This window comes from Xanthobacter versatilis (assembly GCF_043193975.1).
In the GTDB taxonomy this organism is placed as follows: domain Bacteria; phylum Pseudomonadota; class Alphaproteobacteria; order Rhizobiales; family Xanthobacteraceae; genus Xanthobacter; species Xanthobacter autotrophicus_E.
On the sequence record NZ_JBAFVB010000002.1, the window covers coordinates 374,765 to 395,878 of the forward strand.

Below are 21,114 nucleotides of genomic sequence, written 5' to 3' on the forward strand. Positions count from 1 at the left end.
GCAGAACGCGCGGCGGGAGGGATGGGTCCTCCCCAATGGAAGGACCCGGATGGCCTCAGATCTTGCCGACGAGGTCGAGCGAGGGGGCAAGGGTCGCCTCGCCTTCCTGCCACTTGGCCGGGCACACCTCGCCAGGATGGGAGGCGACGTACTGCGCAGCCTTGATCTTCCGCAAAAGCTCGGAAGCGTCGCGGCCGATGCCCTCGGCGGTGACTTCCACGGCCTGGATGATGCCGTTGGGGTCCACGATGAAGGTGCCGCGATCGGCGAGGCCCTGGCCCGCGCGCATCACTTCGAAGTTGTTGGTGATGGCGCCGCTGGCGTCACCGAGCATGGCGTACTGCACCTTGCCGATGGTCTCGGACGAATCGTGCCACGCCTTATGGGTGAAGTGAGTGTCGGTGGAGACGGAATAGATCTCGACGCCGAGCTTCTTGAAGTCTTCGTAGTGATCGGCGAGATCACCGAGCTCGGTGGGGCAAACGAAGGTGAAGTCGGCCGGGTAGAAGAAGAACACCGACCACTTGCCGGCGAGGTCCGCCTCGGACACATCGATGAACTTGCCCTGCTTGAAAGCGGTGGTCTTGAAAGGCTTGACCGGAGTATTGACGAGAGACATGGCAATTCCTTGGATGGCTGTTGCGGTGCGAGAGGCCAGGGCCTTCGCGACGCAACATAAGGCCGGGATAGGGATAAATGAAATAGATAAGATTGTCGATATTGATAGACACTGACTATCACGAAAAGGCCCAAGCGCTTCATTTGGCAGCGAAAGCCCGTGAAACGGGCCGGCGGGAAAAGCGGGGGCGGAGCCGAAGGTGCGGTGCGACATTTGCGCGCGACTATCTACCGCCGCCCCGCCCGGGTGTGTCGCAACCCTGTCAATCCCTTCGACTAGAGTCGGGGTCGAGATGAACCGGTCCAGCTTGGTGCGTGTATGTCCGACCATCCGGTATCCAAATCGGAAGAGCGCACCCTCCTCCGTAAGCTCATCTTCTGGAGCGTCAACGAACTTGCCGATCTCCCCCTACAACGGCGCACGTGGCTGAACCCACCCACCCCCAGTCCTCATTGGACCTACGTGGAGTTCTGCTGTTCATATCCCGACTTCGAACAACTGACTTTCTATCGAGACCACAACATCATCTCGGCTGACGAGTTCGAGGCGCTGACCCCGCTTTACGATGCCATCATCGCACATGCCCCTCCGGGCAGCCGCCTCTATGATCATGTGGCGATCCTCGATGATCCTGCCTGGCATGAGGTCGTCGCCCTTGCGGAGCGGGTCCGGCAACGCATCATTGCGCTCGTCAGTGACCCCGACGAGCGCCAGTGCCTTATGGATCTGGCCTGAACCTCCCGCCCCCTACCGCAGCCGCGCCAGCAGCTTCAGCAGCGTGGCGCGCTCGGCGGGATCAAGCGGCGCCAGCGTCTCCTCGGTGATGGCGAAGGCGTTGGGGGTGGCGCGGGCGATCACCGCGCGTCCCGCCTCGGTGGGCAACACCACGAGGAGCCGTGCATCCTCCGGGTCCGGCCGGGTCTCCACGAAGCCGCGCCGCGCGAGGCGGTCCACCACGCCCTTGATGGTCGCGGCATCCATGGCGGTGTGGCGACCTAGAAGGTTCTGCGAGCAGGGGCCGGTCTCGGCCAGCTTCGCCAGCGCGGCCCATTGGGTCATGGTGAGATCGTCGCCGATGCGCGCCGCGAACAGGGTGGCATGGCGCTGGGCCACCTGCCGCAGCATGAAGCCCACCTGCTCGTCGAGGATATAGGGCGCGGTGGCCTTGGCGCGCCGGGCCGGACGGCGGGCGGGCGCAGCGTCCGCCGGTTCAGCCTTAACCGGCTCGGCCTTAACCGCCGCGGCCTTCGCCTGTGCCGGCTTTACCGGTGCGGTTTTTTTTGGAGCCATGCCTACACCGCCAGATATGCGTCGCGAATCTCGGGGTTCGCCTCAAGGTCCGCCATGGTACCAGAGAACCTTATGCGCCCCTTCTCGATAATATAGGCGCGATCCGAGATCAGCTTCGCGAAGTGCAGATTCTGCTCCGAGATGACGATGGAGAGGCCCTGTTTCTTCATGGTGAGGATGGCGTCGGCCATCTGCTCCACGATCTTGGGCGCAAGGCCCTCGGAGGGCTCGTCCAGAAGCACGAGGGAAGGGTTGCCCATGAGCGTGCGGCCGATGGTGAGCATCTGCTGCTCGCCGCCGCTCATCTGGCCGCCGGGGCGCTTGCGCATCTCGCCGAGGTTGGGGAACAGCACATAAAGCTGCTCCGGGCTCCAGGTGGCGACGCCCGCGCGCGGCGCCTGCCGGCCCACCATGAAATTCTCTTCCACCGTGAGCTGATTGAAGATGCGCCGGTCCTCCGGCACGTAGCCAAGGCCCCGGCGCACGATCTCATAGGTGGGCAGGGCGGAGACATCTTCCCCGTCGAACACCACCGTGCCGGCGCGCTGGGGCACGAGGCCGACGATGGAGCGGAAGGTGGTGCTCTTGCCGGCGCCGTTGCGGCCGAGCAGCGCCACCACCTCGCCGGCGCCCACCTCCAGCCCCACGTCGTAGAGGATGTGGGCGGGGCCGTAATGGCTGTTGAGGTTCGAGACCTGGAGTTTCATGCGGCAGATCCCTCGCGATGCCGGGCGTCATAGAGCAGGCCTTCGCCCAGATAGATGGCGCGGACCTGCGGGTCGCGGCGCACCTCCAGCGGCGTGCCGCGGGCGATGAGCTGGCCGCGGTTCAGCACCATCACCGCGTCGGCATGCTCGAACACCACGTCCATGTCGTGCTCGGTGAAGAGCACGCCGATGCCCTTCTCCCGCGCGATCTCGGCGGTGAGGCGCATCAGCTCCACCCGCTCCTTTGGGGCCATGCCGGCGGTGGGCTCGTCCATCAGCAGCAGGCGCGGCTGGTTGGCGAGCGCGACGGCCAGCTCCAGCCGCTTGAGGTCCCCATAGGCCAGCTCCCCGCACGGCCGCTCGGCCTGGGAGGTGAGGCCCACCAGCTCCAGCAGCCCCTCCGCCTCTGCCCGGCAGGCTGTGCCGGCGAAGCCGAACACGCGGGTAATCAGGCCGTGGAAGGAGAGCAGCGCCACCTGCACGTTTTCCCGCACCGTCATGGAGGCGAAGGTGGCGGTGATCTGGAAGGTGCGCCCCACCCCGAGCCGCCACACCGCGCGCGGCGGCAGGCCCCGGATGTCCTTGCCATCGATGCGGATGGTGCCGGCATCGGGCTTGATCTGGCCGTTCAGCATGTTGAAGCAGGTGCTCTTGCCCGCTCCGTTGGGCCCGATGAGGGCCAAAAGCGTGCCGGCATCCAGGCTGAAGGTGACGCCGCGCACCGCATGGACGCCGCCATAGGATTTTTCGAGGTTCTCGACCTGAAGCAGCAAGCTCATCGCGCGGCCTCCACCTTGGCGAGGGCCGCCGCCTCGGCCGTGGGTTTCTTTGGGGCGAACCAGCGGTGGCGCATGTCCTCGATGAAGCCCACCACCCCCTTCGGGAAGGCCAGCACCACCACCACGATCACCGCCCCCAGCACCAGCTTGGAGAGGTCGGTCTGGCTCATGAGCCAGATGGCCAGCGCCTTGTAGAGCACCGCCCCCACCACCGCGCCGGACACCGTCTCGATGCCGCCGAGCAACACCATCACAAGGCCGTCCACCGAGGTCGGGATGCCCATGAAGTCCGGGAACACCGAGCCCTTCAGGAAGGCAAACAGCGCCCCGGCGATGCCGGCGAAGGTGCCGGCGACCACGAAGGCGGCCCACTGTAGCCGCGCCCGATCCAGCCCGATGGCCTCTGCGCGCAGGGTGCTGTCGCGCACCGCCCGCAGGCCGTAGCCGAAGGGCGAGAACACCAGCATCCGCAACAGGCCGACGCCGATCACCGCCACCGCCAGCGCCAGCCAGAAGAAGCCCTGGGGCTTGGCCGCCCACGCCGAGGGCCAGATGCCCAGCAGGCCGTTATCGCCGCCGGTCACGTCCACCCACTGGAAGGCCACGGACCAGGCGATCTGCGCGAAGGCCAGCGTCAGCATGGCGAAATAGACGCCCGAGAGCCGCACGCAGAACCAGCCGAACAGCACCGCCCCCACCAGCCCCAGGGCCGGGCCGACGAGGAGGGCCGCCTCCATGGGCGCGCCGAGGAACTTCACCATGAAGGCCGCCCCATAGGCGCCGAGGCCGAAATAGGCGGCATGGCCGAAGGAGGCGAGGCCGCCCACGGTCATGATGAAATGCAGGCTGGCGGCGAACAGCACGAAGATGAGGATTTCCGCGCCGACGGTGAGGGCGTAGTTGCCGAGGAAGAAGGGCAGCGTCGCCACGGCCGCCACCGCCACGGCCACCGCCACCCGCTCGGCGGTGGAGAACGGCCGCCACGGCCGGATGGTGAGGCCGGCGGCGGGGCGCGGCGCGCTCTCGGCCTTGCCGAACAGGCCCCAGGGCCGCACCACCAGCACCACCGCCATCACCAGGAACACCATGATGAGCGAGATCTGCGGCAGGATGAGAATGCCGAAAGCGTTCAGCTCCGCCACGATGATGGCGGCGACGAACGCCCCCAGCACCGAGCCGAGCCCGCCGATGACCACCACCACGAACACCTCGACGATCACGGAGAGGTCCATGGTGTGGGTCACCGTGGTGCGCGGGATCTGCAAGGCGCCACCCAGCGCGGCGAGGAAGACGCCGAGGGCGAACACCCCGGTAAACAGCCATTTCTGGTTCACGCCCAGCGCCGCCACCATCTCGCGGTCCTGAGTCGCCGCGCGCACCAGCACGCCCCAGCGGGTCTGATGGAACAACAACCACAGCGCGCCGAGCACCACCGGGCCAAGCACCATCAGGAACAAATCGTAGGTGGGCACCATGCGGCCGAACAGGCTGACGGCGCCGGCAAGGCCGGGGGCGCGCGGGCCGAGCAGGTCCTCGGGACCCCAGATCACCACCACCAGGTCCTGCACCATGAGCGTCACGCCGAAGGTAGCGAGGAGCTGGAACAGTTCGGGGGCGTGGTAGATGCGGCGCAGCAGCACCATTTCCATCAGCGCGCCCAGCGCCGCGACGATGACCGAGGCAGCGAGGATCGCGCCCCAGAAGCCGATGGGGCCGGCAAAGCGCGTGGTGAGCACATAGGCCACGTAGGCGCCCAGCATGTAGAAGGCGCCGTGCGCGAAATTCACAATGCGCGTCACGCCGAAGATGATCGACAGGCCCGACGCCACCAGAAACAGCGACGCGGCGCTGGCGAGCCCGCTCAGGGCCTGGACCAACAGGAATTCCACTTGTCTCGCCTCTCGTTCACCGGCCTGGAAAGGATTTTGGTCTTGGACCCGCCTCCGTCGAGGGAGGAGGGTCTTGCGGCAGGGCGCGGGCGCCCTGGCTTTGGCTTTGCACCGCCCTGCCCCCGGCGTGGGGGGAGGGAAACGCCCGACTTTTTCCACCACGGTCATGCCCGGGCTTGTCCCGGGCATCCACGCCGTGCCGTGGGTGCTCCGTTGGGAGCCTGGTTCCCGGCCCGTCCCCGTGGATGGCCGGGTCAAGCCCGGCCATGACGGCTTGAATGGTCCTGCCCTGCCCCCTCTCCCGCGTGCGGGGGAGGGAGACAACTTCAGTTCGCCGGGCGCAGCTTGGCGGCTTCGGCTTCCGGCGGCAGGTAGTCGGCGCCGGGCTTGAAGGTGAAGTTCACCATCACGCCCTTGCCGTCCTGCTGCGCGGTGGTGCCGATATAGGCGCCCAGCGTCGACTGGTGGTCGGCGGCGCGATAGACGATGTCGCCGAAGGGGGTGGAAACCTTCAGGTTCTTCATGGCCTTGACGATGCCGTCGGTGGTGTGGTCGTCGGTGGCCTTCAGCACCGCCGCGATGGACTTCACCGTCGAGTAGCCGACGATGGAGCCGAGGCGCGGATAGTCCTTGTGGAGCTGCTGGTAGGCGTCGAGGAACGCCTGGTGCTCGGCGGTCTTGATGCCGTACCAGGGATAGCCGGTGACGATCCAGCCTTCCGGCGTCTCGGTCTTCAGCGGGTCGAGATATTCCGGCTCGCCGGTGAGATAGCTCACCACCGCGCGGTCCTTGAAGATGCCGCGGGTATTGCCCTCGCGCACCAGCTTCACCAGGTCGCCGGCGAAGGTGGCGTTGAGGATGGCGTCGGGCTTGGCGGCGTCGATGGCCTGCAGCACCGGGCCGGCGTCGATCTTGTTGAGCGGCGGCCACTGCTCGGCCACGAACTCCACGTCCGGGCGCTTCTTCTTCAGCAGCTCCTTGAACACGGCCACGAACGACTGGCCGAATTCATAATTGGGGGCGATGGTGGCCCACTTCTTGGCGGGAAGCTTGGCCGCCTCTTCCGCCAGCATGGCGGCCTGCATGTAGTTGGAGGTGCGCAGGCGGAAGGTGTAGTCGTTGCCCTTCGACCAGACGATGGCGTCGGTGAGCGGCTCGGCGGCGATGTAGACCACCTGCTTCTGCTTGGCGAAGTCCGCCAGCGCGAGGCCCACGTTGGAAAGGAAGCCGCCGGAGATCATCACCACGCCGTCGCGCGAGACCAGCTCGTTGGCGGCGGTGAGGGCGTCGGCGGGCTTGCCGCCGTCATCCTTGGAGATGATGACCAGCTTCTTGCCCTTGATGCCGCCGGCGTCGTTGATCTCCTTCAGCGCCAGTTCCATGCCCTTGCGATAGGGCTCGGTGAAGGCGGGCAGCGCCGAATAGGAATTGATCTCGCCCACCTTGATCTCGCCTTCGAGCGCCTTCGCGGCACCGGAGGCGAGCAGCAGGGCGGCGAAGGTCGCCCCGAAAGTTGCGCCGATGAGTTTCTTCATGTGCTGTTCCCCTCTTGATCCGAAGTCCTGCACTACAGGCTGCGCCGTCCGGTTCAGCGCAAGCCGTCCTCACCCTTGATCTCGTCCGCCTTCAGCCCGCCGACGCGCGGCAGCGGCCGGCCGGAATCGGTGACCGCCACCGCCACCACGATCTCGTTGGCGCGGGGCGCATCGGCAATGCTCACCTGCATGCCGTCGAAATGGCTGCGCACGAAGGCAGCGTCCTTGTGTCCCAACGGAATGTCCAGCTCCGCGCCAAGACCGCCCCGCCGCTTGGACGAGGGAATGAGCGCCGCGCCCTTGCCGAGCACCGCGCGCACCGGCGCGCCCATCTTGGGATGCAAGAGCGCGGCCGCGTGCTCCAGCTCGCCGTTCTCGCCCACCAGCGCGGCCTTGCCGTAGCTCTGCGCCGCCGGCCCCTCGATGCCGAGCGCGGCCACGGCGCGGGCTGCCAGCAGGCCGCCCAGCTCCTCGCCCATGGCGATGAGGTCGGAGAGGTCGTCCACATAGGTGCCGGCGAACGGGTTCTCGATCACCGCCACCGCCGCCGCCCGGCGGGTGGGCGGGGAGACGGGGCGGCCCATCTCGCTCCGCGTCTCCTCGACGATGGTGACGATCTTGCGGATTTTCGCGCTCATCGCAGGCCGTCCCGCTTGGAGATGTCGGCGGCTGCAAGGCCGCCCACGCGGGCATGGACGCGGGGCCCGCAGGTCATCACCAGCACCAAAGCGATCTCGTCGGCCCGGGGGGCGTCGGAGACGCCGACCTCCATGGCGTCGAAGTGGCTGCGCACATAGGAGGCATCGCTATGGGTCACCGGCACGTCGAGGCGCGTGCCCGGCCCGCCCACCTTCTTGGTGGAGGGCACGATGGCGAGCGCGTCGCCCAGCGCCTCGCGCATGGCGTAGCCGCCGGGCACATGCCACAGGGCGCCGTGCTCGATCTCGCCGGCGGCACCCACGATGGCGCCCTTGCCGTAGCCGTCCACCGCCTTGGGATCGCCACCGAGGGCCACCACCAGTTCCTTCGCCATGGCGACGCCCAGCGGCTTCAGGTCCTCCATGAAGGGCGCGATGTCCTCCACATAGCGACCGGCATAGGGGTTCTCGATGACCGTGACGATGGCGGCCCGGCGGCGCGGCGTGGCGGCGACGGGGCCGCCTTCGTGGAAGATCTCCTCCACGATCCGGACCTGCTTGCGGATCTTGACCTCAGGCATGAGCTGCTTCGCTTTCTTGTTGGCGGGCGAGGGACAAAACGGAGCGGCCGGGGAACTTCCCCTCGGCCGGATCGGTGGAAACGCTCACGCCCTGCAGATGCAGCGCGGCGGAGGAGATGAGGCCCCGCCCCACGAGGGCGGAGGCGCAGGCGAGGCCCTCGGCCAGCGCCTCGTGGATCTCGGCGGGGGAAAGCTGTGGCACGGCGCGCGTCACCTTCAGCGGGCCGAGGTCGCTGTCGCTCTGCACGTCGCGGGCGGCCATACGGACAATGGCGGGATGGCCGGGCAGGTTCACCCCATTGGCGATGACGGTTGCCGCCGCATCCGCCGCCGCGGCGGTGGGGGCTAGCACGGTGACGGCATCGGCGATGCCGAGGGAAAAGCTGCGCCCGCGCCAGCCCGAGGTGGCGATGCCGCGCACCGGACCCTCCGCGCTCACCCGCGCCGTGCCGATGAGGCGGGGCTGGTCCGGGCGATCCACGAGGCCCGCCACATAGTCGGCCCCCGGCGCCAGATGAAGGGCGATGTCGCCGCCATTGTTCACATAGGCGCGGGTGATGCCGGGCAAAGCCAGCGCTTCCAGCACCTCCTCGGCAACCGCGCCGGCAACCGCCGCCATGGGGGTGATGAAGCCGGCCCGCGCGTGGGGCTCGACCGCAGCCCACATGCGCCGGGCCACTTTCCCGTCCAGCGGGCAGGCCCCCGCATAGGCGGGACGGCGCAGCAAGGGCAGTTCCGCGCAGAGCGCGTCCAGCAGGCCGGTGAAGCGCGCCACCGCCGCGCGGTAGGCCGCCGCCACCTGCCGGGCATCGCCGCTCGCCTCCACGACGAGGTCGATGGGACCATCGTTCAGGTGCAGCCGGCGCCCGTCCGCAAGCAGCGCCACCTGCGGCGCGCGAGGCAGCACGGGCGGGGCGGCGAGGGGGCTGGCGAGGGCAGCGTTCAGCATGACCGTCAGCTCTTCGAGCGGGCCGAAAGCGGCCAGGGATTGTCGCCGATGGGCGCCACTTCCCGCACACTGTCGCGATCGAGGATGGACCGCACCGGCTGCACATGGTCCATGTGCCCGCCGAGCGCCGCATAGGCCTCCAGCGTCAGCGTGAACTCGATGGGCGCCACGAGGGCCGGCGTGGGCACATAGCCAAAGGCGTTCTCCGGCACCCGCATCACATCAACCATGAAGGTGATGCCGCCGCCGGGCCAAACATAGACCGGCGCGCCGCCGCAGGTGACGCGGGTGATGGCCTCTTTCACCGAGCGGGTGAGCCGCACCGGATTTTCCGTCACCCCCGCGCGCAGGGAGCCGCCGGCCCCCGCCATGAACAGCACGGAGGACAGCGCCGGCTCGCAATTCTCGCGGATGCGCTCCACGGAGGGAGCGAGATCCGCCGGTATGTCGGCCTCGCGCGGCACCAGGTTTTCATCGAGCACATAATAGCCGAAATGCTCGCCGGTGGTGGATACCAGCAGCAGCCGCAGGCCGGGCCATGCCGCCTTGGCATCGAACGCGCCGAGGATGGAGAGCGGATCGGAAATATTGGTGCCGCCCCAGCCCAGGCCCGGCTCGGCCACCTGGAAATAGCGGCCGGGTGTGGAGCGGCGGCCCTTCATGCGGATGCCGGTATCGCGCACGCCGAGAAGCTTGCCGGCCTGATGCTCGGAGAGGACGCCGGTGATGTGGTCGTCCACCACCACCACCTCGTCCACCTTGCCGAACCATTGGCGCGCGAACATGCCGATGGTGGCGGAGCCGCAGCCAACCCGCATGCGCTCTTCCTGCCCGCCATTGACGATGGGCGCGTGGCCCGCCTGCACGATGAGGGTGGCGCCGTCATCCACGGTGAGTTCCACCGGCTTGGCATTGCACAGGTCGAGCAGCGCCTCGCAGGTGACGCGACCTTCCTTCTTGGCCCCGCCGGTGAGGTGGTGGACCCCGCCCAGCGACAGCATCTGCGAGCCGTATTCGGAAGTGGTGACATGCCCCACCGGCTCGCCGGCCACGCGCACGGTGGACTGTTCGGGGCCGAGGAAGCGGTCGGTGTCGATCTTCACCTTCACGCCGGCATAGGAAAAGATGCCCTCGGTGACCACGGTCACCATGTCCACGCCGTTCACCTCGGCGGAGACGATGAAGGGGGCGGGCTTGTAGTCGGGATAGGTGGTGCCGGAGCCCACCGCGGTCACGAAGGTGCCGCCATCGGCCACCAGGCGCCCGTCCCAGTCGCCGCCGCGATCGAAGGGCACCACCTTGCCGCCCTGCTCCAGCGTGCGGTCGAGGATGACGTGGGGATCGACGCGGATCAGCTCGCCGGCGCGGTTGGCGTAGCGATCGCAGGCGCCGGTGTTGCCGGGCTTGATGTAGCACATGACCGGACAGGCATCGCAGCGGATCTTGTCGTCGGCGGCCGATGCGGCGACGGGGGTCTGGCCTGAGGCGTCGCCTTGGATGTTCTGCGCCATGGAGGGCGGGCTCCGGCCCCTGCGGACAACCGGCGGGGCGATTTCGATTTCATATGTACACTAATGAAAAAGGAGCAGCCCAAAGTGTCAAGCACAAGGATGAGGCACGGCGCCCGAAGAGGCAGCAGACCTGTCCTATCCATCTGCGGCCACAGGTTTATGACCGCTTTTGCCCCGCTTGGGGGCAGCCCGGCGCGCCGCGCATTTGTGCGGCGTGCGCGCTTGACGCCAGATCATTCGTATAGAAACAATCCAGGGAAGCGGGAGGCGTGCCGCTTCGCCTACACTGGCACGTCCGATGACGGACCGAAACGAAGATGTCCGAGCCGGTTCAACTTCAGGTGAATGGCACAGCGCACCGCTTCGCGCTGCCCCGCTCCACGCCCCTCATCTATGTGCTGCGCAACGACCTTGGCCTCAACGGCCCCAAGTTCGGCTGCGGGCTCGGGGAGTGCGGTGCCTGCACCGTGCTCATGGACGGGGTCGCCGCCCGCTCCTGCGTCACCACATTGGGCACGGCGGAAGGTCGCGCCATCACCACGCTGGAAGGGCTCGGCACCCTTGAGGCGCCCCACCCGGTGCAGGCCGCCTTCATCGCCGAGCAGGCGGCGCAATGCGGCTACTGCCTGAATGGCATGATCATGACCACCGTCGCCTTCCTCGCCCGCACCCCCGCCCCCACGGAGGACGAGGCCCGCGCCGCCCTGCGCTACAATCTGTGTCGCTGCGGGACCCATGTGGAGATCCTGCGCGCGGTGATGCGCGCCGCCCACGGGGAGGCATCCGAATGAGCGAGCCGCGCCCCGACAAGGATCAGATCCTCGCTGCCACCGGCAATCTCTGCGTGCTGCGCCCGGCACAGTCGGTGGCCGGCCTCCAGCGCAGCGCAATGCCGAAAGACGGCGCCCTCGACCTGTTCCTGCTGGTGGACGACAGCGGCGCCGTCACCGCCTTCAACGGCCATGTGGACCTCGGCACCGGCATCCGCACGGCCCTCGCCCAGATCGTGGCCGAGGAGCTGGACGTGGCGCTCCATCGCGTCACCATGGTGCTCGGCCATACCGGCCTTGCACCCAACCAGGGCGCCACCATCGCCTCCGATTCCATCCAGGTCTCGGCCCAGCCGCTGCGCCGCGCCGCCGCGCAGGCCCGCCACCGGCTGGTGGAGCTGGCCGCCGAGGCACTGGAGATGGACGCCGATGCGCTGGAGGTGGAGGACGGCATCGTCCGCCCCCGCGACGGCGGCAATGCCGGCCTCTCCTACGCCGATTTGCTGAAGGGCCGCGCCGAGCGCCTGCTGCTCTCCGACGACATTCCGGTGAAGCCGGCCAGCGCCCACCGCATCGTCGGCCAGCGGGTGCCACGGGTGGACATCCCGGCCAAGGCCACGGGCACGTTCACCTATGTGCATGACGTGCGCGTGCCCGGCATGCTGCACGGCCGTGTGGTGCGCCCGCCCTATGCCGGCATCGATGCGGGCGATTTCGTCGGCAGGAGCCTGATCCGGGTGGATGAGGCCTCGGTGGCCCACATTCCCGGCATGGTGGCGGTGGTCACCATGGGCGATTTCGTGGGCGTGGTGGCCGAGCGCGAAGAGCAGGCGGCCGAGGCCGCTCGCCGCCTGAAGGTGGAGTGGAAGCCCACGCCCACCCTGCCCGACCTCGACAACGTGGAAAACGCCCTGCGCGCCATCCCGGCGGAGAACCGGCGCACCCTCCATGAGCGCGGCGATCCCGACGCCGCCCGCGCGGCCGCCGCCGAGACCCTCGACCGCACCTATGTGTGGCCCTACCAGATGCACGCCTCCATCGGCCCCTCCTGCGCGGTGGCGGATGTGCGCGAGGATGGCGCCACCCTCTGGGCCGGCACGCAGAACCCCTATCCCCTGCGCATGGACATCGCCCTGCTGCTGGGCCTGCCGGAAGAGGCGGTGGAGATCGTCCGCTTCGAGGCCGCCGGCTGCTATGGCCGCAACTGCGCCGACGATGTGGCCGCCGACGCCGCCCTGCTGTCGCGCGCCGTGGGCCGTCCGGTGCGGGTGCAGCTCACCCGCGAGCAGGAGCATGCGTGGGAGCCCAAGGGCGCCGCTCAGCTCATGCAGGTGAAGGGGGGCATCAATGCCGACGGCACCCCCGCGGCCTATGATTTCAACACCCGCTATCCCTCCAACGCGGCAGTGACCTTGGCGCTGCTGCTGACGGGCCGGGTGCCGGCGGACAATCCCGTGTTCGAGATGGGCGACCGCACCGCCATCCCGCCCTATGCCTACGACCATATGCGCGTCACGGTGGACGATGTGGCGCCCATCGTGCGGGCGGCTTGGCTGCGCGGCGTCTCCGCCCTGCCCAATTCTTTCGCCCACGAAAGCTATATCGACGAGCTGGCGGCCGCCGCCGGCGTTGATCCGGTGGATTACCGCCTGCGCCACCTCCACGACGAGCGCGCCGCCGAACTGGTGAAGGCCACCGCGGAGCGCGCCGGCTGGGAAAAGCGCACCGCCCCGCGCCTTGAAGTGGTGGAGGGCGACGTGGTGCGCGGCCAGGGCTTCGCCTATGCGCTTTACGTGCACTCCAAATTCCCCGGCTACGGCGCCGCCTGGTCCGCCTGGGTGGCCGAGGTGGAGGTGAACAAGCGTACCGGCGACGTGGCGGTGAAGCGCGTGGTGGTGGGCCAGGATTCCGGGCTCATGATCAACCCGGCCGGCATCGAGCACCAGATCCACGGCAACGTCATCCAGTCCACCTCCCGGGCGCTGAAGGAGCAGGTGACGTTCGACGAGAAGGCCGTCACCAGCCGGGAATGGGGCGCCTACCCCATCCTCACCTTCCCCGAGGTGCCGGTAATCAACGTGGTGCTGATGCCGCGCCCGGATGACCCGCCTTTGGGCTCGGGGGAATCGGCCTCGGTGCCGAGCGCTGCGGCCATCGCCAACGCCATTTTCGATGCCACCGGCGTGCGCCTGCGCGAACCGCCCTTCACGCCCGACCGGGTGCGTGCCGCCCTATCGGGAGCGGCCGCGCCGAAGCCGGTGCGGGAGAAGCGCCGCCGCCCGTGGTTCGCCATGGCCGGCGCCGCGCTCGCCGGCGCGCTGGGGATGGCGACGCTGGCGCTGCCCATCCGTGGCGCCATCGCGCCCATCGCGCCGCCGGACCCGGCCGGCTTCTCCGCCGAGATGATCGCGCGTGGCAAGATCCTCGCAGCGCTGGGCGATTGCGCGGTGTGCCACACGGCCGAGGGCGGCATAGCCAATGCCGGCGGACGGGCGCTGCACACGCCCTTCGGCACGATTTATTCCACCAATCTCACGCCGGATGCGCAGACGGGAATCGGCGCGTGGTCCTATGCCGCGTTCGAGCGGGCCATGCGCGAAGGCATCGGCCGGGACGGGCGCCACCTCTACCCGGCCTTCCCCTACACCGCCTTCACCCGCATGTCGGATGCGGACATGCAGGCGCTCTACGCCTTCCTCATGTCGCAGGCCCCGGTCAAGACGAGCCCGCCCGCCAACCGCATGACCTTCCCCTTCAACATCCGCCCGCTGATGGCCGGCTGGAACCTGTTGTTCCTCACCCCCGGCCAGCTTCAGGCGGAGGTGGGGCAATCGCCCCAATGGAACCGGGGGCGCTATCTGGTGGAGGGGCTGGGCCATTGCGGCGCCTGCCACACGCCGCGCAACCTTCTGGGCGCGGAAAAGGGCGGCGCGGCATACCTTGCCGGCGGGGTCGCGGACGGCTGGGAGGCGCCTGCCCTCACGGCGCTGTCCAAGGCGCCCATTCCGTGGAGTGAGGACGAGCTCTACACCTATCTGCGCACCGGCTTCTCGCGCTTCCACGGCACGGCGGCCGGCCCCATGGCGCCGGTGGTGCAGGAACTCGCCCATCTGCCGGACGCGGACATCCGCGCCATGGCGATCTACCTGGCGTCCTTCGCCGGCCCCGCCAGCGCCGATGCCGCCACCATGGCCGCGTCGCTGGAGGCGAAGGCGGAAGGCTCGCTGCGGCCCATGGACAGCGTGGGCGGCCGCCTGTTCGAGGGCGCGTGCGCCGCCTGCCACGCACCGGAGGGGCCGACCCTGTTCGGCGCGCGGCCCTCGCTTGCGCTCAACACCAATATCCATGCGGCGCAGCCGGACAATCTCATCCGCGTGATCCTGGAGGGCATCCCCGCCCCCGCCGCCCCGGCGCTGGGCGACATGCCCGCCTTCCGCGACAGTCTCGACGACGCGCAGGTGGCCGACCTCGTGCGCTACATGCGCGCGAAATTTGCCCCCGACGCCCCGGCCTGGGACGGGCTGGCGCAGACCGTGGCACGGCTGCGGGCAACGCCGACGCAGTGAGGGTGTTGCGGCGGTCCTCGTTCGCCGGGACGGGACGAAGATTTGGGCCGTCATGGCCGGGCACTCCCATCGCACCTCCCTGCCCAAAATTCCCGCATCGCCGCCCAAAAGCTCCGCAATCCGAATGCGCTCCGGCCGTTGACAGCGCTCGCCCCCTCGCCTTATTTTCATTTGTACACAAACAATATTCCGAGGCTCTCGCCATGGCCTATGTCGTCACCGAGAACTGCATCCGCTGCACCTACATGGATTGCGTCTCGGTTTGCCCCGTGGACTGCTTCTATGCCGGCGAGAACATGCTGGTGATCCATCCGGACGAATGCATCGACTGCGGCGTCTGCGAGCCGGAATGCCCCGCCGCCGCCATCTTCCCGGACTCAGATCCCCGCGCCGGCGACTGGGCCGCCCTCAACGCGCAATACGCGGCGCAGTGGCCCAACATCACGGAAAAGGGCGCCCCGCCCGACGATGCCGATGCCTGGAAGGACGCCGCCGACAAGCGCGCCCTCCTGTCCGCCGCGCCCGCCGCGATCTGACCCGAACGAGCCTGCCCCGCGCGGCTTTTGCCAGAGACCCCACCATGAGCAACTTCTTCGAGGAACACGTTCTCAGCGTCCATCACTGGACCGACCGCCTGTTCAGCTTCACCACCACGCGCGATCCCGGCTTCCGCTTCCGCACCGGCGAATTCACCATGATCGGCCTGAAAGTGGATGGACGCCCGCTGCTGCGCGCCTATTCGGTGGTGAGCCCGAGCTGGGCGGAAACGCTGGAATTCTTCTCCATCAAGGTGCCCAACGGTCCGCTCACCTCACGCCTCCAGCACATCAAGGTGGGCGACACCATCACGGTCGGCCGCAAGGCCACCGGCACGCTGGTGCTCGACAATCTCCTGCCCGGCCGCAATCTCTACCTGCTCGGCACCGGCACCGGCCTTGCGCCCTTCCTCTCCGTGATCCGCGATCCCGAGACCTATGAGCGGTTCGAGAAGGTGGTGCTGGTGCACGGCTGCCGGCATGTCAGCGACCTCGCCTACGAGGACCTCATCATGAAGGAACTGCCGGCCCACGAATTCCTCGGCGAGGAGATCGCCGCCAAGCTCGCCTACTACCCGACCGTGACCCGCGAGCCGTTCCGCAACACCGGCCGCATCACGGCCCTGCTGGACAGCGGCAAGCTCTGCGCCGACGTGGGCCTGCCACCCCTTGATGCCGCCACCGACCGCGTCATGATCTGCGGCTCGCCCGCCATGATGGGCGACCTGCGCGCACTTCTGGCGTCGCGCGGCTTCGAGGAGGGCAACAGCGGCGAGCCGGGCCATTTCGTCATCGAGAAGGCGTTCGCCGAACGGTGAGTTTTTTCGCCCCGCCCCGTTCTCAGGACCGGGGCGGCGACCTACACTTCATATGCCTACAAACAAAAGACCGGGTGCGCCCGCGCGTTTCCGGCCGTCCCTTCCGGAGACTTTCCATGGCCCATGATGCCCCCGCAGCCGCCGGCGGCCCCACCAAGCTGGTGATCCGCAACATCGGCCTCATCCTCAGCGGCGACCTTGCACGACCCATCCTCGACGCCGACACTGTGGTGGCGGAAGGCGGCAAGATCACCGCCATCGGCCGCGAGAAGGATGTGGACACCGAGGGCGCCACCACCCTCATCGACGCCAACGGCACCACCCTCACCCCCGGTCTCATCGACAGCCACGTCCATCCCGTGGCCGGCGACTGGACCCCGCGCCAGAGCCAGATGAACTGGATCGACAGTTCGCTCCACGGCGGCGTCACCACCATGATTTCGGCGGGCGAGGTGCATTATCCCGGCCGGGCGAAGGACGTGGTGGGGCTGAAGGCGCTGGCCATCACCGCCCAGCGCTCGTTTGACGCCTTCCGCCCCTCGGGGGTGAAGGTCCATGCGGGCGCCCCCGTCATCGAGAACGAGATGGTGGAGGACGATTTCAAGGAGCTCGCCGCCGCCGGCGTGAAGCTGCTGGGCGAGGTGGGCCTCGGCGGGGTGAAGGACGGCCCCACCGCCCGCAAGATGGTGGGGTGGGCGAGGAAGTACGGCATCCAGTCCACCATCCACACCGGCGGCCCCTCCATCCCCGGCTCAGGCCTCATCGACAAGGACGTGGTGCTGGAGGCGGACACCGACGTGGTCGGCCACATCAATGGCGGCCACACGGCGCTTCCGGACAACCAGATCCGCTGCATCTGCGAGGGCTGCAAGCGCGGGCTGGAGATCGTGCACAACGGCAACGAGCGCTCCGCCCTCTACACCCTGCGCATCGCCCGCGAGCTGGGCGAGCTCAACCGCGTCATCCTCGGCACCGACGGGCCGGCGGGCTCGGGCGTCCAACCGCTGGGCATCCTGCGCATGGTCTCCATGCTGTCGTCCCTCGGCGAGCTGCCGGCGGAAGAGGCATTCTGCCTTGCCACCGGCAACACCGCGCGCATGCGGGCGCTGGATTGCGGGATCATCGAGGTGGGCCGGGCGGCGGACTTCGTGCTGATGGACAAGGCCCAGCATTCGCCCGGCGTGACGCTGCTGGACAGCGTGCGCCTCGGCGACCTGCCCGGCGTGTGCATGACCGTCATCGACGGCATCGTGCGCACCCAGCGCTCGCGCAACACCCCGCCCGCCGGCCGCATGCCGGTGGTGGTGAAGGGCTAATTGGCTTTCGTCAGGCTCCGGTGGCCGGCTTCGGCTGCCGGAGCACCAAGAGGTTGCCGGCGAGCACCAGCGCGATTCCGGCGGCGGCCGTCGCCGTCCAGTGGTAGTCCTCGAACCAGGTGGAGAGGAACAGCGCCACGATGGGGAACATGACCGTGCCGTAGCCGGCGCGGTTGGCCCCGATGCGCCGGATCAGCTGGATGTAGACGGCGAAGCCCGCCAGCGTCTGGACCACGATCAGGAAGCCCAGCGAGCCGAGGTAGCGCACGCTCCAGTCCACCATGAACGGCGCGCCCCGCGCCAGGCTCACCATCAGCAGGATGAGGAAGCCGTAGGCAAAGCCCCAGAAGCTGGTGGATGCCATGGGATAGCCCCGCCGCCCGGCCACCCCCGACAGCAGGCTGCCGAACGCAAAGCTCACCGTTCCGGCGACGCCCAGCGCCAGCCCCTCCCCCGCGCCGTTGATGCCCCGCCCGTCGGCAAGGCTCGGCCCGAACACCAGCGCGGTGCCGGCGATGCCCGCCAGGGCACCGAACAGGATCTGCCGGCGCAGCGGCACGCGCAGGAACAGCGCCGAGAACAGGGGAATGAGGATGGAGGAAAGGGAGAAGATCACCGACATCAGCCCCGACGGCAGGTGATAGCCGGCATAGTAGAAGAACAGGAAATTCAGCGAGAACAGCGTCGCCCCGAGGCCCGCGAACAAGACGTGGTCCCGCGCCTTGAAGGCGAGCGGCGCGCCTGTCGCGATCACGAACACCAGCATGGCGAGGCTCGCGACGAGAAAGCGCCAGGTGCCTGACACCTCGGGCGCCACCACGCCCAGCTGGAGCTTCAGCGGCAGCCAGCCCGAGCCGAAGATCAGCACGCACACCGCGTACAGAACGAAGTCGCGCGGGCCGAGGGGCCCATCGGTTCGGGATGTGTCGGGGAGCATGGGGGCAGATCCAGGCAGGAGCCCCAAGGTAGAGCACGCGCCCGCCGCCCCCGCAACGCGGCCTGCGGACGATGCCGGGGCGATGCCCCAACACCGGCGCGGGGTGCTCCGCGCAACATCGCCGCCCGGGTGGAAACCGGACTTCGGCGCATGGCATCAGCGCATGGCTGCAATGCGCCCAGATCATGCGCTAACTGCGGGCGGAGTTGCTGACCGCCCCACCCCGACTCAGTAAGCCAGCGCCTGGAAGGCCGGTTCCACCGAGTGATCCCATTCGCCGTTGTAGAGCGCCAGCAGCTTGTCGGCGGGGGAGCGGCCGGTGAGCACGATCTCTTCCAGCGGCTCCAGGAAGCGCGTCTCGTCGCGGCCCAGCCGGTCGTGGAAGCCGCGCCGCTTCAGCCCGGCTTCCGACAGCTTGAGCACGTCGCGGGCGATATCGCGCAGCTGGCGGCCGGCGATCTCGGCCTTCAGGCCAAGGCGGGGCACGTCGTCCCGCAGCTGCTGGCGCTGCTCGGCGGTCCAGTCCTTGGCGAGGTCCCAGGCGGCATCGAGGCTTTGCTGGTCGTAGAGCAGGCCCACCCAGAGGGCCGGCAGCGCGCACAGCTTGGCCCAGGGGCCGGCATCGGCGCCGCGCATCTCCAAAAAGCGCTTCAGGCGTACCTCGGGGAAGATGGTGGAGAGGTGGTTGATCCAGTCCGAGAGGGTGGCGGTCTCCCCCGGCAGCAGCGGATGGCGGCCGGCGAGCAGGTCGCGGAACGAGGTGCCCGATACGTCCACGTAAGATTCGCCGCGCTTTACGAAATACATGGGCACGTCGAGGGCGTAGTCCACGTAGCGCTCGAAGCCGAAGCCGTCCTCGAAGGCGAAGGGCAGCATGCCCGAGCGGGCATTGTCGGTGTCGCGCCAGATCTCGGAGCGGAACGAGAGGAAGCCGTTGGGCTTGCCTTCGGTGAACGGCGAATTGGCGAACAGGGCGGTCGCCACCGGCTGGAGCGCGAGGCCGACGCGCATCTTCCGCACCATGTCGGCTTCGGACGAGAAGTCGAGATTCACCTGCACGGTGCAGGTGCGGAACATCATGTCGAGGCCCAGCTTGCCCACCTTGGGCATGTAGCCGGCCATGATCTTGTAACGGCCCTTGGGCATCACCGGGGTCTCGGTGCGGGTCCACTTGGGGCTCATGCCGATGCCGAGGAAGCCGATGCCCAGCGGCTCCGCCACTTCGCGCACCTGCGCCAGATGCGCATTCAGCTCCGCGCAGGTCTCGTGGATGGTGGAGACCGGCGCGCCCGACAGCTCAAACTGTCCGCCCGGTTCCAGCGAGATGGCGCCGCCTCCGGTCACATCGGCGAGGCCGATGATGGTGGGGCCTTCCATGATGGGCTCCCAGCCGAGCAGGGAGCGCATGCCCTCCAGGAGCTTGCGGATGCCCTTGGGCCCCTCGTAGGGCACCGGCTCGTGGCGGCCGAGGGTGAAGGGGATCTTCTCGTGCTCGGTACCGATGCGAAAGGCCCGCTCCGGTTTGGACCCCTGTTCCATCCACTCCACCAGCTCGTGCCGGCCGGCGATGGGGGTCGCGTCAAGGGTGTCCCGGGCCATACGAAATCTCTTCAACAAAATGGGCGCGAGACCATACACGGCGGCCCGGCCAAGGCAACAGACGCTTCGGTTTCTCAATACCGTGCGGACGCACCCTTCAGCCGGACCATGCCGCCCGGCGCACAGGAATGCGCCCGAAGCGGCTGGTCCGAAGGGGCCGGACAGCCAAGCCCAAGCTGTGGTCAGATGGTGACCGGATTGGCTTTTGCAACGGCGTCGAACGCCTGAAGCGTGGTGATCAGCGCTTCCAGCTGGCAGAGCGGCACCATGTTCGGCCCGTCGGAGGGGGCCTTGTCCGGGTCGGGGTGGGTCTCGATGAACACCGCGGCGACTCCCACGGCCACCGCCGCGCGGGCCAGCACCGGCACGAACTCGCGCTGGCCGCCGGAGGAGGAGCCCTGCCCGCCCGGCTGCTGCACCGAGTGGGTGGCATCGAACACCACCGGCGCACCGGTGGTCTTGGCGAGGATGGGCAGCGCCCGCATGTCGGAGACGAGGGTGTTGTAGCCAAACGACACGCCCCGCTCGGTCACCAGCACCCGGCCGTTGCCGGCGCCGGTGAGCTTGTTCACCACATTGGCCATGTCCCAGGGGGCGAGGAACTGGCCCTTCTTCACGTTCACCGTCTTGCCGGTGCGGGCGGCGGCGATGAGCAGGTCGGTCTGGCGGCACAGGAAGGCGGGGATCTGGAGCACGTCCACCGCCTGCGCGGCGGCGGCACACTGGTCGATCTCGTGCACGTCGGTGAGCACCGGCAGGCCGAGGCTCTCGCGGATCTCGGCGAACACCGGCAGGGCGGCTTCCAGCCCGAGGCCCCGCTGGGCCGAGAGCGAGGTGCGGTTGGCCTTGTCGAAGGAGGTCTTGAAGATGAGGCCGATGCCGCGCCGCTGAGCGATCTCTTTCAGCGCGGCGGCCACCTCCAGCGCGTGGGTGCGGCTTTCCATCTGGCAGGGGCCGGCGATGAGCGCCAGCGGCAGGCCGTTGCCGATGCGCACGAGGCCCACATCTTGCCCCACCTCGACGATGGGCTGCGGCGTGGTGGCGGGCTGTGCGGCGGTCATGGGATCATCCTTG

At 68.5% G+C, this 21,114-nt stretch carries 19 protein-coding genes; 6 read left to right on the forward strand and 13 right to left on the reverse strand.

The genetic code is table 11. From position 1 onward, the window contains the following. Positions 1 to 55: 55 nt before the first annotated feature. The gene (gene ahpC / locus V5F66_RS05360; protein WP_012116188.1) at positions 56 to 619 is read right to left on the reverse strand and encodes an alkyl hydroperoxide reductase subunit C; all 564 of its coding nucleotides are present in this window, start codon (positions 617 to 619) and stop codon (positions 56 to 58) included. Positions 620 to 937: 318 nt separating this feature from the next. Between ahpC and V5F66_RS05365 the strand changes: the two genes are divergently transcribed. After that, positions 938 to 1,354 (forward strand): hypothetical protein, encoded by a 417-nt coding sequence (locus V5F66_RS05365; RefSeq protein ID WP_394051119.1) that lies wholly within the window; start codon positions 938 to 940, stop codon positions 1,352 to 1,354. A gap of 12 nt (positions 1,355 to 1,366) precedes the next feature. On the opposite strand, the gene V5F66_RS05370 is transcribed toward V5F66_RS05365, so the two are convergent. The 9 genes from V5F66_RS05370 to V5F66_RS05410 all read right to left on the reverse strand — a co-directional run bounded on the left by V5F66_RS05370 (position 1,367) and on the right by V5F66_RS05410 (position 10,498). After that, entirely contained in the window at positions 1,367 to 1,909 is a 543-nt protein-coding gene (locus V5F66_RS05370; RefSeq protein WP_394093411.1) for a MarR family winged helix-turn-helix transcriptional regulator, read from the reverse strand. 2 nt (positions 1,910 to 1,911) lie between these two features. Then, positions 1,912 to 2,616 (reverse strand): ABC transporter ATP-binding protein, encoded by a 705-nt coding sequence (locus tag V5F66_RS05375; RefSeq protein ID WP_394002900.1) that lies wholly within the window; start codon positions 2,614 to 2,616, stop codon positions 1,912 to 1,914. After that, positions 2,613 to 3,395, reverse strand: coding sequence for an ABC transporter ATP-binding protein (locus V5F66_RS05380; RefSeq protein WP_394093412.1), 783 nt, complete (start codon positions 3,393 to 3,395; stop codon positions 2,613 to 2,615). Before V5F66_RS05380 ends, V5F66_RS05375 begins: the two co-directional genes overlap by 4 nt. Further along, on the reverse strand, positions 3,392 to 5,284 hold the full coding sequence (locus V5F66_RS05385; protein WP_394002896.1) for an ABC transporter permease: 1,893 nt from the start codon (positions 5,282 to 5,284) through the stop codon (positions 3,392 to 3,394). Before V5F66_RS05385 ends, V5F66_RS05380 begins: the two co-directional genes overlap by 4 nt. A gap of 326 nt (positions 5,285 to 5,610) precedes the next feature. Then, positions 5,611 to 6,819: an ABC transporter substrate-binding protein gene (locus V5F66_RS05390; protein WP_012116183.1), complete on the reverse strand. Its 1,209-nt coding sequence runs from the start codon at positions 6,817 to 6,819 to the stop codon at positions 5,611 to 5,613. Positions 6,820 to 6,872: 53 nt separating this feature from the next. Continuing rightward, complete coding sequence (locus V5F66_RS05395; RefSeq protein ID WP_394093413.1) at positions 6,873 to 7,457, reverse strand: amino acid synthesis family protein; 585 nt, start codon at positions 7,455 to 7,457, stop codon at positions 6,873 to 6,875. After that, positions 7,454 to 8,038, reverse strand: a complete 585-nt coding sequence (locus tag V5F66_RS05400; RefSeq protein WP_012116181.1) for an amino acid synthesis family protein — start codon at positions 8,036 to 8,038, stop codon at positions 7,454 to 7,456. The genes V5F66_RS05395 and V5F66_RS05400 overlap by 4 nt, the downstream gene beginning before the upstream one ends. Then, positions 8,031 to 8,987 (reverse strand): UPF0280 family protein, encoded by a 957-nt coding sequence (locus tag V5F66_RS05405; RefSeq protein WP_394093414.1) that lies wholly within the window; start codon positions 8,985 to 8,987, stop codon positions 8,031 to 8,033. The genes V5F66_RS05400 and V5F66_RS05405 overlap by 8 nt, the downstream gene beginning before the upstream one ends. Positions 8,988 to 8,992: 5 nt before the next feature. Further along, entirely contained in the window at positions 8,993 to 10,498 is a 1,506-nt protein-coding gene (locus V5F66_RS05410; RefSeq protein WP_012116179.1) for a hypothetical protein, read from the reverse strand. 317 nt (positions 10,499 to 10,815) lie between these two features. Here V5F66_RS05410 and V5F66_RS05415 point away from each other — a divergent pair, with 317 nt between their 5' ends. From V5F66_RS05415 to V5F66_RS05435, 5 genes are all read left to right on the forward strand, one after another. Further along, positions 10,816 to 11,289, forward strand: a complete 474-nt coding sequence (locus V5F66_RS05415; RefSeq protein WP_394002888.1) for a (2Fe-2S)-binding protein — start codon at positions 10,816 to 10,818, stop codon at positions 11,287 to 11,289. Beyond that, positions 11,286 to 14,834 (forward strand): molybdopterin cofactor-binding domain-containing protein, encoded by a 3,549-nt coding sequence (locus V5F66_RS05420; protein ID WP_394093415.1) that lies wholly within the window; start codon positions 11,286 to 11,288, stop codon positions 14,832 to 14,834. The genes V5F66_RS05415 and V5F66_RS05420 overlap by 4 nt, the downstream gene beginning before the upstream one ends. 203 nt (positions 14,835 to 15,037) lie before the next feature. Further along, on the forward strand, positions 15,038 to 15,370 hold the full coding sequence (gene fdxA / locus V5F66_RS05425) for a ferredoxin FdxA (protein WP_012116176.1): 333 nt from the start codon (positions 15,038 to 15,040) through the stop codon (positions 15,368 to 15,370). 44 nt (positions 15,371 to 15,414) lie between these two features. Then, the gene (locus V5F66_RS05430) at positions 15,415 to 16,188 is read left to right on the forward strand and encodes a ferredoxin--NADP reductase (protein WP_394093416.1); all 774 of its coding nucleotides are present in this window, start codon (positions 15,415 to 15,417) and stop codon (positions 16,186 to 16,188) included. Positions 16,189 to 16,304: 116 nt separating this feature from the next. After that, positions 16,305 to 17,504, forward strand: a complete 1,200-nt coding sequence (locus V5F66_RS05435; protein ID WP_012116174.1) for an amidohydrolase family protein — start codon at positions 16,305 to 16,307, stop codon at positions 17,502 to 17,504. Positions 17,505 to 17,514: 10 nt separating this feature from the next. On the opposite strand, the gene V5F66_RS05440 is transcribed toward V5F66_RS05435, so the two are convergent. From V5F66_RS05440 to kdsA, 3 genes are all read right to left on the reverse strand, one after another. Beyond that, the gene (locus V5F66_RS05440) at positions 17,515 to 18,441 is read right to left on the reverse strand and encodes a DMT family transporter (RefSeq protein WP_394093417.1); all 927 of its coding nucleotides are present in this window, start codon (positions 18,439 to 18,441) and stop codon (positions 17,515 to 17,517) included. Between the two features lie 228 nt (positions 18,442 to 18,669). Then, complete coding sequence (locus V5F66_RS05445; RefSeq protein WP_394002878.1) at positions 18,670 to 20,040, reverse strand: glutamate--cysteine ligase; 1,371 nt, start codon at positions 20,038 to 20,040, stop codon at positions 18,670 to 18,672. A 182-nt stretch (positions 20,041 to 20,222) separates the two neighbouring features. Further along, entirely contained in the window at positions 20,223 to 21,101 is an 879-nt protein-coding gene (gene kdsA, locus V5F66_RS05450) for a 3-deoxy-8-phosphooctulonate synthase (RefSeq protein WP_394093418.1), read from the reverse strand. Positions 21,102 to 21,114 lie beyond the last annotated feature (13 nt).